Raw genomic sequence first — 13,603 nt, forward strand, 5'->3', positions numbered from 1 at the left:
TCGCTCCTTTGCGGCGCGGACTATGCGCTCGCCGGGAGGACATCACCAGCGGTATCCGGATCAAGAGACCGTTGTCGCGGGCGGCTGGAATGCGGGCGACGTCACCGGGGTGGCGGACGACGGGTTCGTCGGCGCCCGGACTTGGCGCAGGTCACCTTCGGCATGGTCGAGCCAGGCCATCGCGGCCAGCAGGGCCAGCACCGCGACGAGGATGCCGATCGCGGGCAGCAGCAGGCGGCGCCAGCGGTGGGCGGCAATGGGCGGCTGCGCCGGAATGGGCGGCGCGGTGCCGTGCAGACGGGCAGGAGCTTTCATGGCGGGGACTCCGGTGGAGGTGGAGGTCGCCGCGGTGCTCAGGGCAGCACGGCGCCGAGGCCCCACAGCAGCGTCGGATAGACCGCGCCCCAGGCCACCGCGAGGATCGCGAGGGCCTTCATGCCGATGAAGATCGGCGGGACGTGCTTGGCGGTGACGGTGGGCTTCGACATGGTGCGCTCCTTGAGCTGGCGACTCATGATTTGCAAACGGCGTGCCAACTCGCCGCGTTGACGGCAGCGCCCCCCTAAAACATGACGTTACTCACGCGCCACACGACTGACAGAGTCCGGGCGAGGTGGCCTCAGGTGCGCTCACCTGAGCGCTTCATCGCGTGAGCGTCACGCGCTCCGGTCCACCCGCAGCGCCAGCAGCACCGACGTGTGCGTCTTGATCACGCCCTCGATGTCGCCGATCTCGTCGAGCAGCGCGTCCAGGCGCGCGGTGCTGTCGGCGCGCAGCGTGGCCATGTAGTCGAACTCGCCGCTGACCGACGCCAGTTGCCGCAGTTCGGGCAGGCGCGAGAGCAGCTTCACCACCTCGCGTCCGGCGCGGGGCTGCACCGTGATGCCGACGAAGGCCTGCACGCCGCGCTCGACGGCCTCTCCGCCCAGGCGCACCGTGTAGCCGGCGATCAGCCCGTCGGCCTCCAGCCGCGCCAGTCGCGCCACCACGGTGGTGCGGGCCACGCCCAACTTGCGTGCAAGGTCGGCGGTGCTCTCGCGCGCATTCGCCTGCAGCAGCGCGATCAGGTCGCGGTCGGTCTGGTCGCGCAGGGTCGCGGGCGATGAGGGCGATGACGGCGATGAGGGCAGCGATGCGGTGGCCGGTGTGGGCGCGGTCTTCTTCGCGTTCATGGAGGAGGCCTTCGGCAGGCTGTGACGGAGTGCTCGGGATAAACCCTCGTTTTCGCCGGAATGAAGGATCCGGCTGACGGATCGTCAGTATCGGGGTGTTTTTCGTCGAACTCGCGCTTTCTTTCGTCAGCGGAGCTTCGGACACTGCGGGCATCGCATCTGAAACCTCATCCGCACAGGATCACAAGGAGAACGACATGAAAGTGGCACTGCTGGGCGCCGGACACATCGGCCAGACCATTGCTCGACTGCTGCAGGGCAGCGGCGACTACCAGGTCACCGTGATCGACAAGAACGCCGCCGCGCTGCAGCTGCTGGCCGGCCAGGGCCTCGCGACGAAGACGGTCGACACCGAGGACAAGGCGCAGCTCGCCGCCGCGCTGCGCGGCAACGACGTGGTCGTGAACGCGCTGCCGTACCACTTGGCCATCACCGCCGCGCACATGGCGCTGGAAGCCGGCTGCCACTACTTCGACCTCACCGAGGACGTGGCCGCGACCAAGGAGATCAAGCGCATCGCCGAAGGCGCGAAGACCGCCTTCATGCCGCAGTGCGGCCTGGCACCGGGCTTCATCGGCATCGTCGCGCACCACCTGGCCAAGAGCTTCGACTCGCTGAGCGACGTGAAGATGCGCGTCGGCGCGCTGCCGGCTTTCCCGACCAACGCGCTGAAGTACAACCTGACCTGGTCCGTCGACGGCCTGATCAACGAGTACTGCCATCCCTGCGAAGCCATCCACGACGGCGCTTCCATCGCCGCGCTGCCGCTGGAAGGCCTGGAGCACTTCTCGCTGGACGGCACGGAGTACGAGGCCTTCAACACCTCCGGCGGCCTGGGCACGCTGTGCGAGACCTGGGAGAACAAGGTCCGCAACCTGGATTACAAGACCGTCCGTTATCCGGGCCACCGCGACCTGATGATGTTCCTGCTGGACGACCTGGCGCTGAAGAACGACCAGGAGAAGCTCAAGGACATCATGCGCAAGAGCATGCCGGCGACGATGCAGGACGTGGTGCTGGTGTTCGTGACCGTCTCGGGCATGAAGAACGGCGTGCTGATGCAGGAAGTCTTCGCCCGCAAGATCTTCGCCGAGCGCGACGGCGCCCAGCCGCTGTCGGCCATCCAGATCACCACCGCCGCCGGCATCTGCGCCGCGGTCGACCTGTTCCGCGAAGGCAAGCTGCCGCAGTCAGGCTTCGTCCGTCAGGAAGAAGTGGCGCTGCCGGACTTCCTGGCGAACCGTTTCGGCAAGGCCTATCAACAGTCGCGCCAGGTCGAATCGATTGGTTGAACGATCGATTCGATCGGCTGATCGATCGGCTGATCGATCGGCTGATCGCACGACCCGCCTGAACGCCTGAAGGAGAATTCCCCGATGACTTCCACCACCACCGACCTGCTGGCCGCCCTGGGCGTGCCGGCCGCCGCCTTCACGGGCGGCGCCATGACCGTCCGCAGCCCCATCGACGGCGCCGTGATCGGCGCGGTCCATGAGGCCAAGGCCGCCGACATGACCGCCGCGATCGCGAACGCGCAGCAGGCCTTCCTGGCCTGGCGCACCGTGCCGGCCCCCAAGCGCGGCGAACTGGTCCGCCTGTTCGGCGAGGAACTGCGCGCCAACAAGGCGGCGCTGGCCCGACTCGTTTCGCTGGAAGCCGGCAAGGTGACCAGCGAGGGCGAAGGCGAAGTGCAGGAGATGATCGACATCTGCGACTTCGCCGTCGGCCTGTCGCGCCAGCTGCACGGCCTGACGATCGCCAGCGAGCGTCCCGGCCACCGCATGATGGAGCAGTACCTGCCGCTGGGCGTGGTGGGCATCATCTCGGCGTTCAACTTCCCCGTGGCGGTGTGGGCGTGGAACTCGGCGCTCGCGCTGGTCTGCGGCGACACCTGCATCTGGAAGCCCAGCGAGAAGACCCCGCTGACGGCGCTCGCGACGCAGGCGCTGTTCGAGAAGGCCGTCGCCCGTTACGAGGGCGCGCCGAAGTTCCTGTCGCAGGTGCTCATCGGCGGCGCGGCCGTCGGCGAGGCGCTGGTCGACGACGCCCGCGTGGCGCTGGTCTCCGCGACCGGCTCGACGCGCATGGGCCGCGCGGTCGGCCCGCGCGTCGCGGCGCGCTTCGGCCGCTGCCTGCTGGAGCTGGGGGGCAACAACGCCATCGTCGTCACGCCGAGCGCGGACCTGGACCTCGCCGTGCGCGGCATCCTGTTCGGCGCTTACGGCACGGCCGGCCAGCGTTGCACGACCACGCGCCGCGTGATCGCGCATGAGGCCATCCATGACGAGCTCGTCGCCCGCCTGGACCGCGCCCGCGCGCAGCTGAAGATCGGCAGCCCGGTCGAGCCCGGCAACCTGATCGGCCCGCTGATCGACAAGGCCGCCTTCGACGCGATGCAATCGGCCCTGGCGGCCGCGCGCGAACAGGGCGGCGAAGTCAGCGGCGGCGAACGCGCGCTGGCGTCCCAGTACCCGGAAGCGTTCTACGCGGTGCCCGCGCTGGTCCGCATGCCGGCGCAGTCGGCCATCGTGAAGCACGAGACCTTCGCGCCCATCCTGTACACGCTGAAGTACAAGACGCTGGACGAGGCGATCGCGCTGCAGAACGACGTGCCGCAGGGCCTGTCCTCGGCGATCTTCACCAACGACATCCGCGAGGCCGAGACCTTCGTCAGCGCCAGCGGTTCCGATTGCGGGATCGCCAACGTGAACATCGGCACCTCGGGCGCGGAGATCGGCGGCGCCTTCGGCGGCGAGAAGGAGACTGGCGGCGGCCGCGAATCCGGCTCGGACGCGTGGAAGGCTTACATGCGCCGCACGACCAACACCGTCAACTACTCGCGCGAGCTGCCGCTGGCGCAGGGCGTGAAGTTCGATGTCTGAGCGGACCGCGGAGCTGAAGGCGTTGCCAGCGCTCACTGCCAAGGTCGCGGCGGCGGTGGACAGCGGGCTGTTCCAGCTGCTGCGCGGCGCGCTCGGCGACGAGGCGGCCCGTGCCGCCTTCGCACGCGTGCAGGTCGTGCAGTCGCTGCTGCGTCCGGCCGGCGAGCGTGTGTCGCGCGCCGAGCTGGCCCAGGCGCTGAACATGGCGCTGTTCCTCGACGTGACCGACCGCGTGCCGATGGCGGCGGCCTACGTGGCCGACCTGCAGCGCGACGGGCAGCAACTGGTCTTCGACCACGGCGCGCTGCGCACGGTGGCCTGGCCGTCCGGCGCGCTGCCGCCGGGCGAGGCCGCGATCACCCGCGTGTTGAGACCGCTGGGCTTCGCGATGGCGGCGACCTATCCGCTGCCGCGTCTGAAGATGACCGGCCGCGCCTGGCGCCACGCCGACTTCCCGGAAGACATCGCCCAGTTCTTCGTGTCGGAGCTGCATCCGGAGCGTTTCTCCGGCAGCTTCCAGGAGGCGGTGACGCGGGTGCTGTCGACGTCGCAGGATCCGCTGACGCCGGGTGAGCTCGCGCTGCTGGAGCAGCTCGCGCGCGACGGCGAGCTGCCGACCGCGTCGGCGGTGGCGCTGCTCTCGAAGCTGGTCGGCTGTTTCGCCCGGCAGCATGGGCTGTTCGAGGCGGACGACTACCAGCTGCTGCTCAGCGAATCGGCCGAGATGGCCTGGATCGCCACCGAAGGCAACGCCTTCAACCATGCGACCGATCGCGTGGCCGACATCGAGTCCGTCGTCGCGGCGCAGCGCGGGCTCGACCGGCCGGTGAAGGACACGATCGAGACCTCGGCGACCGGGCGCGTGCGTCAGACCGCGTTCAAGGCGGCGCGCGTGATGCGCGAGTTCCTCGATCGCGGCCAGCGCGTGATGCTCGAGGTGCCGGGCAGCTTCCACGAATTCATCCAGCGCGCGCCGCTCGATGATTCCGGCGCGTTGGACCTGGCCTTCGACGCGGGCAACGCGACCGGCATCTTCAAGATGACGGCCGGCGCCGCCAAGGATGCCGACACGGCGGGCGAGGCCGCGGCGTGCTGAGCTTCCAGGCCGGCGGTTTCCTCGCGGAGGCGATCGGCGTCTGCGGCGAAGCCTTCGTGCAGGTCGGCGCGGACATCGAGCCGCGCTTCCTCCAGCCGGCGCGCTACGCGGCGGGGCGGGCAGCCGCGCTCGTGCGCCCGGGCAGCCGCGACGAGGCGGCGCGGGTGCTGGCGCTCGCGGCGGCCTGCGGGCTGCGCGTCGTGGTGCAGGGCGCGCATACCGGGCTGGTCCGCGCGGGCACGCCGGACGACGCGAACGGAGAAGTGCTCCTGAGCACCGAACGCCTGCGCGAGGTCTTCGACCTCGACCTGCTCGATCGCACGCTGCGCGTGTCGTCGGGCTTCCGTTTGTCGGAGATCAATGAACGCCTGGAGCCGCACGGCCTGTGGTTCCCCGTCGACCTGAGCGCCGATCCGTCGATCGGCGGCATGGTCGCGCACAACACCGGCGGCACGCGGATGCTGCGCTACGGCGACGTGCGCGCCAACACGCTGGCGCTGGAAGTCGTGCTGGCGGAACCGGCGGGTCAGGTCCTGCGCCTGGGGCAGGGGCTGCAGAAGGACAACTCGGCGCTCGCCTTGGGGCAGCTGTTCATCGGCTCGTCGGGCAGCCTCGGGCTGGTCAGCGAGGTCACGATCAAGCTCGCGCCCTTGCCGCGTCAACGGGCCGTGGCGCTGGTGGCGCCGTCGTCGCTGGCAGCGGTGTTCCCGCTCTACGCCGATGTGATGCAGCGCTGGGGCGGGTTGGTGTCCGCCTTCGAAGGCATCAGCCGCGCGGCGCTGGAGGCCGGACTCCACGGCCAGGACGTGGCGCGGTGGTTCGAAAGACAACTGCCGGACTATGCGATGCTCATCGAGCTCAGCAGCGAGCTGCCGGCGGATCAGCTGGCGCTCGACGGACTGCTGCAGGGCTGGCTGGAAACCGAATTCGAATCCGGGCGCGTGCGGGATGCGGTGCTGGATGCCGACGAGGCGATCTGGGGCCTGCGCCATCGCATCAGCGAAGGGTTGCGGGTGCAGGGCAAGGTGATCGGACTCGATCTCTCGCTGCCGCGGCGCCACTTCATGGCCTTCCGCGAGCGCGGGGCGGCATGGCTGGCCGAGCGCTTCCCGCAGGTGCGGCTGGCCGACTTCGGGCACCTCGGCGACGGCGGGATGCACTTCAACATGGTGTGGCCGGTGGATGCCGGATCACTCACGCCGGAGCAAGAGCTGACCCTGCGCGAGGGACTGTATGCGCTGGTCGCGGAACTCGGCGGGTCCATCAGCGCGGAGCACGGGGTCGGGCCTCAACTGCAGGCGGCGTATCGGGCGCATTGGGAGCGCGTGGAGCCCGCGATGTTGGATTGGGCGAGGAGAGTACAGACGTTGTGGGATCCGCACACCCGTCTGGGAAAAGTGAGCTGGGGCGGCTGAATCGCTTGCCAGTATTCGAAAGCGTGCTAAAGTCCAATTCCTCGCTGCAACGCAAGTTGTGACGAAGAAATCCTGAAAGCCCAGGTGGCGGAATTGGTAGACGCACTAGTTTCAGGTACTAGCGGGTAACTCCGTGGAGGTTCGAGTCCTCTCCTGGGCACCAAATATGAAAAGCCGGCTTCCAGCCGGCTTTTCTCATTCTGAAGCCCAGGAAGTGATGTCCGGTGGACATCACGGGAGGACTCGAATGGTTTGGACCGGGAGGTCCAAACCGGGGTCGCGCTTGCGTGACCGAGTCCTCTCCGCGGTGGCAGCGTGCGGAGTTCAAATGCTCCAAGGCCGTATGCCCACGCGATCGTGTCCCTATGGCAAAGTCGGGCGAGCATTTCGGATTCTTATGCCGCCACGTAAACCCGCCACCATCATCGACGTTGCCCGAGAAGCGGGGGTCTCCATCAAGACGGTCTCCCGGGTCCTGAACCAGGAGCCGGGCGTTCATGCCGAAACCCGCGAGGCGGTCCTGAAGGTCGTGGCCGACCTCAAATACCGTCCCAAGCAATCGGCCCGCAGCCTGGCCGGCGGACGGTCCTTCCTGATCGGCCTGCTGTACTACGACCCGTCGGCGGCCTTCGTCGGCGGCGTGCAGCAAGGCGCGACGCTGCGTTGCCGCGAGGCGGGTTACCACCTCGTCGTCGAATCCCTCCACAACGACGCGCCCGACCTCGCGATGCAAGTCGACCGCATGGTCTCCGCGCTGCGCCCGGACGGCATGATCCTCACCCCGCCGCTGTGCGACAACCCGCAGGTGCTGTCGGCCTTGCGCGAGAGCCAGACGCCGTGCGTGCTGATCTCCCCGGCGGCCGACGAGCCCGACCACCCGAGCGTCCGCATGGACGACGTGCACGCGGCGGAGGAGATCACCAACCTGCTGATCAGCCTGGGCCACACCCGCATCGCGATCATCAAGGGCGCGAAGGAGCAGGTCGCGTCCAAGCGCCGCTACCAGGGCTACTTGGCCGCCCTGAAGGCGCACAAGCTGCCGCTGGACAAGGATCTGGTGGTGCAGGGCGACTTCACCTTCGACACCGGGGTCGAGGCCGCCTACCAGTTGCTGAGCCGCCGCCAGCGTCCGACTGCGGTCTTCGCGAGCAACGACGACATGGCGCTGGGCGTGCTGGCCGCGGCGCAGCGACTCGGCCTGGCAGTGCCGGGCGACCTCTCGATCGCCGGCTTCGACGACACGCCCGCGGCCGCGCGCGTGTGGCCGCCGCTGACGACGGTGCGCCAGCCGATGGACGACATGGCGCGGGTCGCGGTCGACCTGCTGATCGGCGCGCCGCGTGACGCGGAGCCTGAGCTGGAAGCCGACGAGGCCGCGACATCCCGCCATCGCGTGCTGCCGCACGAACTGGTCGTGCGCGATTCCACCGCAGTGCTTGGCACGACCACCGCGCCTCGTCTCAAGAAGGCGTGAACGCCGAGAAGCCTGAAGCCTCGAACGCCTCGAACGGCCCGAGGCCTGCCTCAGGACCCCCGGCTCGCGACGCCCTTCAGGCGGCCTGCCGCCCCGTCCGCGCGAGCAGCTGCTCGATCAACACCCGATGCGGCGGCAGGTCCCGCAGCGCATGCGCACCGAGCTGCGCGATCGTCGCGAACTCCCGCCGTGCGTCCTCGCCGCGCATCAACGCCGCGGCGCCGGCGCCGAGCCGCGTCTTGAATTCCATCCCGTAGAGCACGTACTGCCAACTCGCCGGCAGGTACATCTCCACATCGGTGATGAAGTCCAGCCGCTGCGGCGGCCGGCAGTGCCACATCGCGAGCTTCTCCTTCAAGGACTCGGTGAACGAGGCCGGATCCGCGTTGTCGCGCCAGAACGCGGTGTCCGTGCGCTGCGTCAGCCCGTAATGCAGCTTGATGAAATCGACGATCCGCGCGTAGCGCTCGCTCATGAACGCATTGAAGTGCTTCGCCACCGGCGCCGTGTCGCCGTTGAACGGGAACAGCTGTCCGATCAGGTAGGCCGCCGTCTCGATGAGCCCGATGCCCGATGATTCCAGCGGCTCCAGGAATCCCCCCGACAGGCCGACCGCGACGCAGTTCTTCACCCACTGCGTCTCCCGATACCCGATGTGGAGCGCGAGCTTGCGCGGCGTCAGCGTCTCCGACGCCGGCCCGATGTAGCGACGCAGCGCGCGCTCCGCCTCGTCGTCGTCGCAGTGCCGGCTGCTGTAGACGTGGCCGATGCCGCGTCGCTCCTGCAGGCCGATGTCCCAGATCCAGCCGTGGTCCTGCGCGCTGGCGATCGTGTACGACGCGATCGGCGCGTCGAGCCGCGCATAGGGCACCTGCATCGCCAGCGCGCTGTCGACGAAGAGCACGTCGCGCATCGACCTGAACGGCGAGCCCAGCGCCTCGCCGATCAGCCGCGCGCGGAAGCCGCTGCAATCGACGTACAACCCGGCCCTCAGCGTGCCGGCCTCCTTCGTGTGCACTGCGGCGATCGCGCCCTGTTCATCGAGATCCACGCGATCCACCGTCGCGATCACGCGCTTCACGCCGAGGGCCTGCCCATGTTCCGCCAGCAGCGCCGCGAAACGCCCGGCGTCGAAGTGGTACGCGTAGTTCAGCGGCCCGAGGAAGTCCCCGTCGCTCGCGCGTTTCGGCCCGTGCCGCGCATCGGCGACGGCTTTCTGCAGCGTCACCGCCTCGGCGAACGCGCGGCCCTCGCCGGCATCGCCCATCAGCCAGTACGGCAGCAGCTCCGGCGCGCCGGGGCGCTGGCTCGGCTGGCTGAAGGGATGGAAGTAGTGATCGGCGCCCGGCGTCCCCGGCGGCCGCACCCAATGCTCGAAACGGATGCCCTGCTTGTAGGTCGCCGAGCAGGCCTCGAGGAACTCCGCCTCCCCGATGCCGATCGCCGACAGCGTGCCGCGGATCGACGGGAAGGTGCCTTCGCCCACGCCGATGATGCCGATGTCGCTGGACTCCACCAGCGTGATGCGGATGCCGCCGTGCGCGGTGCCGAGCTGCCGCGCGAGGAACGCGGCGGTGAGCCAGCCGGCCGTTCCGCCGCCGACGATGAGGATGTCCTGGATGGGCTGCATGCGCTTGTCTCCTGAGGTCTGCCGGTGGATCCCGGTCTACGGGTAAATGATAGTGAGCAAAATGACAACGATGTCAATCAGAGCGTTGACAACGTTGTCATCCGTTGCCTACGATGCACGCAAATTAGAAGAACACCACCCGGAACAGAGCTTCGAATCGAGAGCCACCCAGGAGACAACATGACTGACCGCCTCATCCGCCGGCCGCGCCTCGGCCTTTCCTCGCCCGTCCAGATCGCCGTGCTCGCGCTGCTGGCCGGAGCGGCCCACGCCCAATCGACCGAGGCCCCCGCGCCGGCGCCGCAGGCCGACACCAGCGCCGCCGCGGCCTCCGCCGACGGCAAGGAGAGCAAGGCCCTGCCTCAAGTCGTCGTCACGGCGACCAAGCGCGCCACCTCGCTGCAGAAGACCCCGATCGCGGTGACCGCGATCAGCGCATCGACGATCGACGACGCCCACGTCAAGAGCATGCTCGACGTGTTCAACCTCGTGCCCAGCATGCAGGGCACCGGGCAGGGCGACCACGGCATCGTGAGCATCACGCTGCGCGGCATCGGCAACGACTCCGCCAAGACCGAGTACGCCGACCCCGAGGTCGCGCTGTTCGTCGACGGCGTCTTCGCCCCGCGTCCCGAAGGCGCCGCGACCATGCTGTTCGACCTCGATGGCATCGAAGTGCTGCGCGGCCCGCAGGGCACCCTGTGGGGACGCAACTCCACCGTCGGCACGATCAACATGAAGACGGCCAAGCCGGTGCTGAAGGACAACTCCGGCTACGTCGAGCTCGGCACCGGCACCTACAACCGCCTGGGCGCCAAGGGCGCGATCAACATCCCGCTGAGCGACACGCTCGCGGCGCGCGTGGCCTTCATCCACGAGCAGCACGACGGCTACGTCGATTACCAGAAGCCCACGCAGTACACGCTGGCGCAGCAGCAGGCCGCTTACAACGCGGGCAACACCGGCGGCACCTTCCCGCCGTTCCAGCCGATCAACTACAACCTGTTCACCACCGGCGGACCGAAGTACAACGCCCAGGACCAGACCGCCGCGCGCCTGAGCTTGCTGTGGCAGCCGATCAAGGAATTCCGCTGGGACGTGTCGGTGGAGCAGTTCGCCGACCGCGGCACGCCGTCGATGAGCCTGATGCAGACGCCGCGGGCCGGCGAGAAGCTGTGGTCCGCGCTGATCGACACCGCGCCGTCGCTCAAGCGCGACTCCACCTCGATCCGCAGCCGCGCCGAGTACGACCTGGGCGGCATGTCGCTGGCGTACGTCGCGGGCTACACGCACTTCAAGGGCTCGGGCACCTTCGACCAGGACTTCGGCGTGCAGATGCCGACCAGCTTCACGACGGGCGCCACCCACCAGGAAGACAACACCGTCTGGACCAGCTACCGCAGCCAGAGCCATGAGCTGACGCTGCAGAGCACGCAGAAGCAGACCATCGACTGGGTGCTGGGCCTGTACTACGCGGCCGAGGACAACGGCATCCGCTTCGACATCCCGATCATGAACGGGACGCAGCAGGGCACCGTGAGCTGGCAGGGCTCGTTCATCCAGCCGAAGGAGACGGTCGATTCCAAGGCCGCCTTCGGCCAGGCGACCTGGAACCTGACCGACGCCTTCCACGTGACCGGCGGCCTGCGCTACACGCACGACGACCGCAAGAACATCGGCGGCCGCGGCTGGACCTGGGCGTACAACGCGGCGGCACCGCAGATCCCGCTGAACCCGACGATCGACCCGACCGATCCGGCCAACGGCTACCAGGCCGGCAACATCAACGACGCGCACTACACGGGCAGCAAGACGACCTGGCTGGCGCGCGCGACCTACGACATCGACAAGAGCTCGATGGCCTACGGCAGCGTGTCCACCGGCTACAAGTCCGGCGGCACCGGCGACGGCGGGCTGCCTTACGGCCCGGAGACGCTCACCAACTACGAGGTCGGCTACAAGACCTCGCTGCTGGACGGTCGCATGACCTTCAACATCAGCGCGTACCACATGAAGTTCAAGGACTTCCAGTTCAGCGCGCCGGTGATCGTCAACGGCAACCGCCAGTTCGCCTACTCCAACGCGGAGGGGGCGAAGGTGTCCGGCCTCGAGGTCGAGACGGCCTGGATGATCACCAACGACGACAAGCTGATGCTGTCGGCCTCGTACACGAAGACCAAGCTCGGCGCGCTGGTGGCGGCGTCCAACGACTACCAGCTGCCGACCTGCTTCGACCCGACGCTGGGCGGCACCTGCCTGAACGTCACCGGCAACGAGCTGCCGCATGCGCCCAAGGTGGCGATCCAGCTGATGTACGAACACGTGTTCCCGCTCGCCAACGGCGACCAGGTCGCGCCGCGCATCAGCTACCACTACCAGTCGACCAACTGGCTGTCGGTCTTCAACCTCGGCGACGGCGATCGTCAGAAGGCGTACTCGACGGCGGACATCAGCGTGCGCTACACGTCGAAGAAGAACTGGTACGTCGACGGCTTCGTGCGCAACGTCTCGGACGAGAAGATCAAGACCAGCGCCGGCAGCTCGGTCAGCTTCGCCAATCCGGTCTGGACCGCGCAGTACGCGGCGCCGCGGACCTTCGGCGTGAACGCGGGCTACAACTTCTGAGCGCTGTGCCCGACTTCCTCCTGACCCGGCGATCGGCGGCGCGCGCGCTGCTGGCGGCCGGGGTGGCCGCCGCCCTTCCTGCGACTTTCCCCGCGGCGGCCCAGGGGGGCCCGACGCGCGCACCGACGTCGGTGCTGCGCGTCGCCACATTCCCCGATCTCGACCGTGCCGCGATCGCGGCCGCGCCCCGCTGGCGCGCGCTGCATCCGGACGTCGAGCTCAAGTTGCTGTCGATGCAATACGCGGATCACCACCTGTCGATGACGACGGCGTTGGCGACGGGCTCCGGCCTGCCTGACGTGATGGCGATCGATCTGCGCTACATCGGCAAGTTCGCCGGCTCGGGCGGCTTCGTCGACCTGAACCAGGCGCCGTTCAACGCGGCCACGCATGCCGACGACTACGTCCGCTTCGCGATGGCGCAGGGCGCGGGCCCGAACGGCGCGCAGGTCGCGATCCCCGCCGACATCGGACCCGGCACGCTGATCTACCGCAAGGACCTGCTCGACAAGGCAGGCGTCAGCGAAGCGGAGATCACCCGCGACTGGGCCTCGTACCTCGCCGCGGGCGAGCGCATCCGCAAGACTACCGGCGCCTACCTGATGGCCGACGCCGCCGACCTGCGCGACATCGCGCTGCGCCAGGGGCTGCAGGACGGCGAGGGCCTCTACTTCGACGCGCAAGGCCGCGTGCTCGTGGAATCCGCGCGTTTCCGCCATGCCTTCGAACTTGGCCGCGCCGCGCGCCGCGCGGGCCTGGACGCGCGCGCGATCGCATGGACCAACGACTGGGCGGCCGGCTTCAAGCAGGGCCGCATCGCGACGCAGATGATGGGCGCCTGGCTCGTGGGCCAGCTGCGCAACTGGATCGCGCCGCAGACGGCGGGGTTGTGGCGCTCGGCGCCGCTTCCCGGTGGCGTGCAGGCCGCCTATGGCGGATCGTTCTACGCGATCCCGAAGAAGGCCGCCAACAAGACGGCGGCCTGGGACTTCATCCGCCTGATGACGGCCGACGCGCAGGTGCAGCTGGAATCGCTCCAGGTGCTGGACAGCTTCCCCGCGATGCGCGCGGTGTTGCGCGATCCGGTGATGGACGAGCCGATCGCCTTCCTCGGTGGCCAACGCGCGCGCCAGCTGTGGCGTGAGACCGCGTCGCACATCCCCGCGATCCCGGTGAACCGGTTCGACGTGCTCGCGACGACCGTGATCCGAGACGAGTTCGAGCGCGTCATCTCCAAGGGCAAGGCCATCGCCGACGCGCTGGCCGACGCGCGGTCTCTCATCGAGCGCCGCGCGCGCCGCCGCTGAGG

At 68.8% G+C, this 13,603-nt stretch carries 11 protein-coding genes and 1 tRNA gene; 8 read left to right on the forward strand and 4 right to left on the reverse strand.

Going from position 1 to position 13,603, the window contains the following annotated elements:
• Positions 1–60 precede the first annotated feature (60 nt).
• The 3 genes from AC07O8_RS04550 to AC07O8_RS04560 form a co-directional block, all read right to left on the reverse strand.
• The gene (locus AC07O8_RS04550) at positions 61–315 is read right to left on the reverse strand and encodes a hypothetical protein (protein ID WP_495046893.1); all 255 of its coding nucleotides are present in this window, start codon (positions 313–315) and stop codon (positions 61–63) included.
• Between the two features lie 38 nt (positions 316–353).
• Positions 354–488 carry a hypothetical protein gene (locus AC07O8_RS04555; RefSeq protein ID WP_297523812.1) on the reverse strand — a complete coding sequence of 45 codons (135 nt, stop codon included), beginning with the start codon at positions 486–488 and terminating at the stop codon, positions 354–356.
• A 168-nt stretch (positions 489–656) separates the two neighbouring features.
• Complete coding sequence (locus AC07O8_RS04560) at positions 657–1,172, reverse strand: Lrp/AsnC family transcriptional regulator (RefSeq protein WP_495046894.1); 516 nt, start codon at positions 1,170–1,172, stop codon at positions 657–659.
• A gap of 197 nt (positions 1,173–1,369) precedes the next feature.
• Here AC07O8_RS04560 and AC07O8_RS04565 point away from each other — a divergent pair, with 197 nt between their 5' ends.
• The 6 genes from AC07O8_RS04565 (at position 1,370) to AC07O8_RS04590 (ending at position 8,039) form a co-directional block, all read left to right on the forward strand.
• A complete protein-coding gene (locus AC07O8_RS04565) occupies positions 1,370–2,464 on the forward strand; it encodes a saccharopine dehydrogenase family protein (RefSeq protein WP_495046895.1) in 1,095 nt (364 codons plus the stop codon).
• A gap of 84 nt (positions 2,465–2,548) precedes the next feature.
• Positions 2,549–4,054, forward strand: a complete 1,506-nt coding sequence (gene amaB, locus AC07O8_RS04570; protein ID WP_495046896.1) for an L-piperidine-6-carboxylate dehydrogenase — start codon at positions 2,549–2,551, stop codon at positions 4,052–4,054.
• Positions 4,047–5,150 carry a 2-oxoadipate dioxygenase/decarboxylase family protein gene (locus tag AC07O8_RS04575; protein ID WP_495046897.1) on the forward strand — a complete coding sequence of 368 codons (1,104 nt, stop codon included), beginning with the start codon at positions 4,047–4,049 and terminating at the stop codon, positions 5,148–5,150. Before amaB ends, AC07O8_RS04575 begins: the two co-directional genes overlap by 8 nt.
• Entirely contained in the window at positions 5,144–6,565 is a 1,422-nt protein-coding gene (locus AC07O8_RS04580) for an FAD-binding oxidoreductase (protein WP_495046898.1), read from the forward strand. Before AC07O8_RS04575 ends, AC07O8_RS04580 begins: the two co-directional genes overlap by 7 nt.
• 78 nt (positions 6,566–6,643) lie before the next feature.
• Positions 6,644–6,728, forward strand: a tRNA-Leu gene (locus tag AC07O8_RS04585).
• A 234-nt stretch (positions 6,729–6,962) separates the two neighbouring features.
• Positions 6,963–8,039: a LacI family DNA-binding transcriptional regulator gene (locus AC07O8_RS04590; RefSeq protein ID WP_495046899.1), complete on the forward strand. Its 1,077-nt coding sequence runs from the start codon at positions 6,963–6,965 to the stop codon at positions 8,037–8,039.
• Between the two features lie 76 nt (positions 8,040–8,115).
• On the opposite strand, the gene AC07O8_RS04595 is transcribed toward AC07O8_RS04590, so the two are convergent.
• Complete coding sequence (locus tag AC07O8_RS04595) at positions 8,116–9,669, reverse strand: tryptophan halogenase family protein (protein WP_495046900.1); 1,554 nt, start codon at positions 9,667–9,669, stop codon at positions 8,116–8,118.
• 180 nt (positions 9,670–9,849) lie between these two features.
• Here AC07O8_RS04595 and AC07O8_RS04600 point away from each other — a divergent pair, with 180 nt between their 5' ends.
• Both AC07O8_RS04600 and AC07O8_RS04605 read left to right on the forward strand, forming a co-directional pair.
• Positions 9,850–12,294 (forward strand): TonB-dependent receptor, encoded by a 2,445-nt coding sequence (locus tag AC07O8_RS04600; protein WP_495046901.1) that lies wholly within the window; start codon positions 9,850–9,852, stop codon positions 12,292–12,294.
• A 5-nt stretch (positions 12,295–12,299) separates the two neighbouring features.
• Positions 12,300–13,601, forward strand: coding sequence for an ABC transporter substrate-binding protein (locus AC07O8_RS04605; protein WP_495046902.1), 1,302 nt, complete (start codon positions 12,300–12,302; stop codon positions 13,599–13,601).
• Positions 13,602–13,603: the final 2 nt, after the last annotated feature.

Source organism: Roseateles sp. GW821-FHT09G09 (assembly GCF_059415965.1).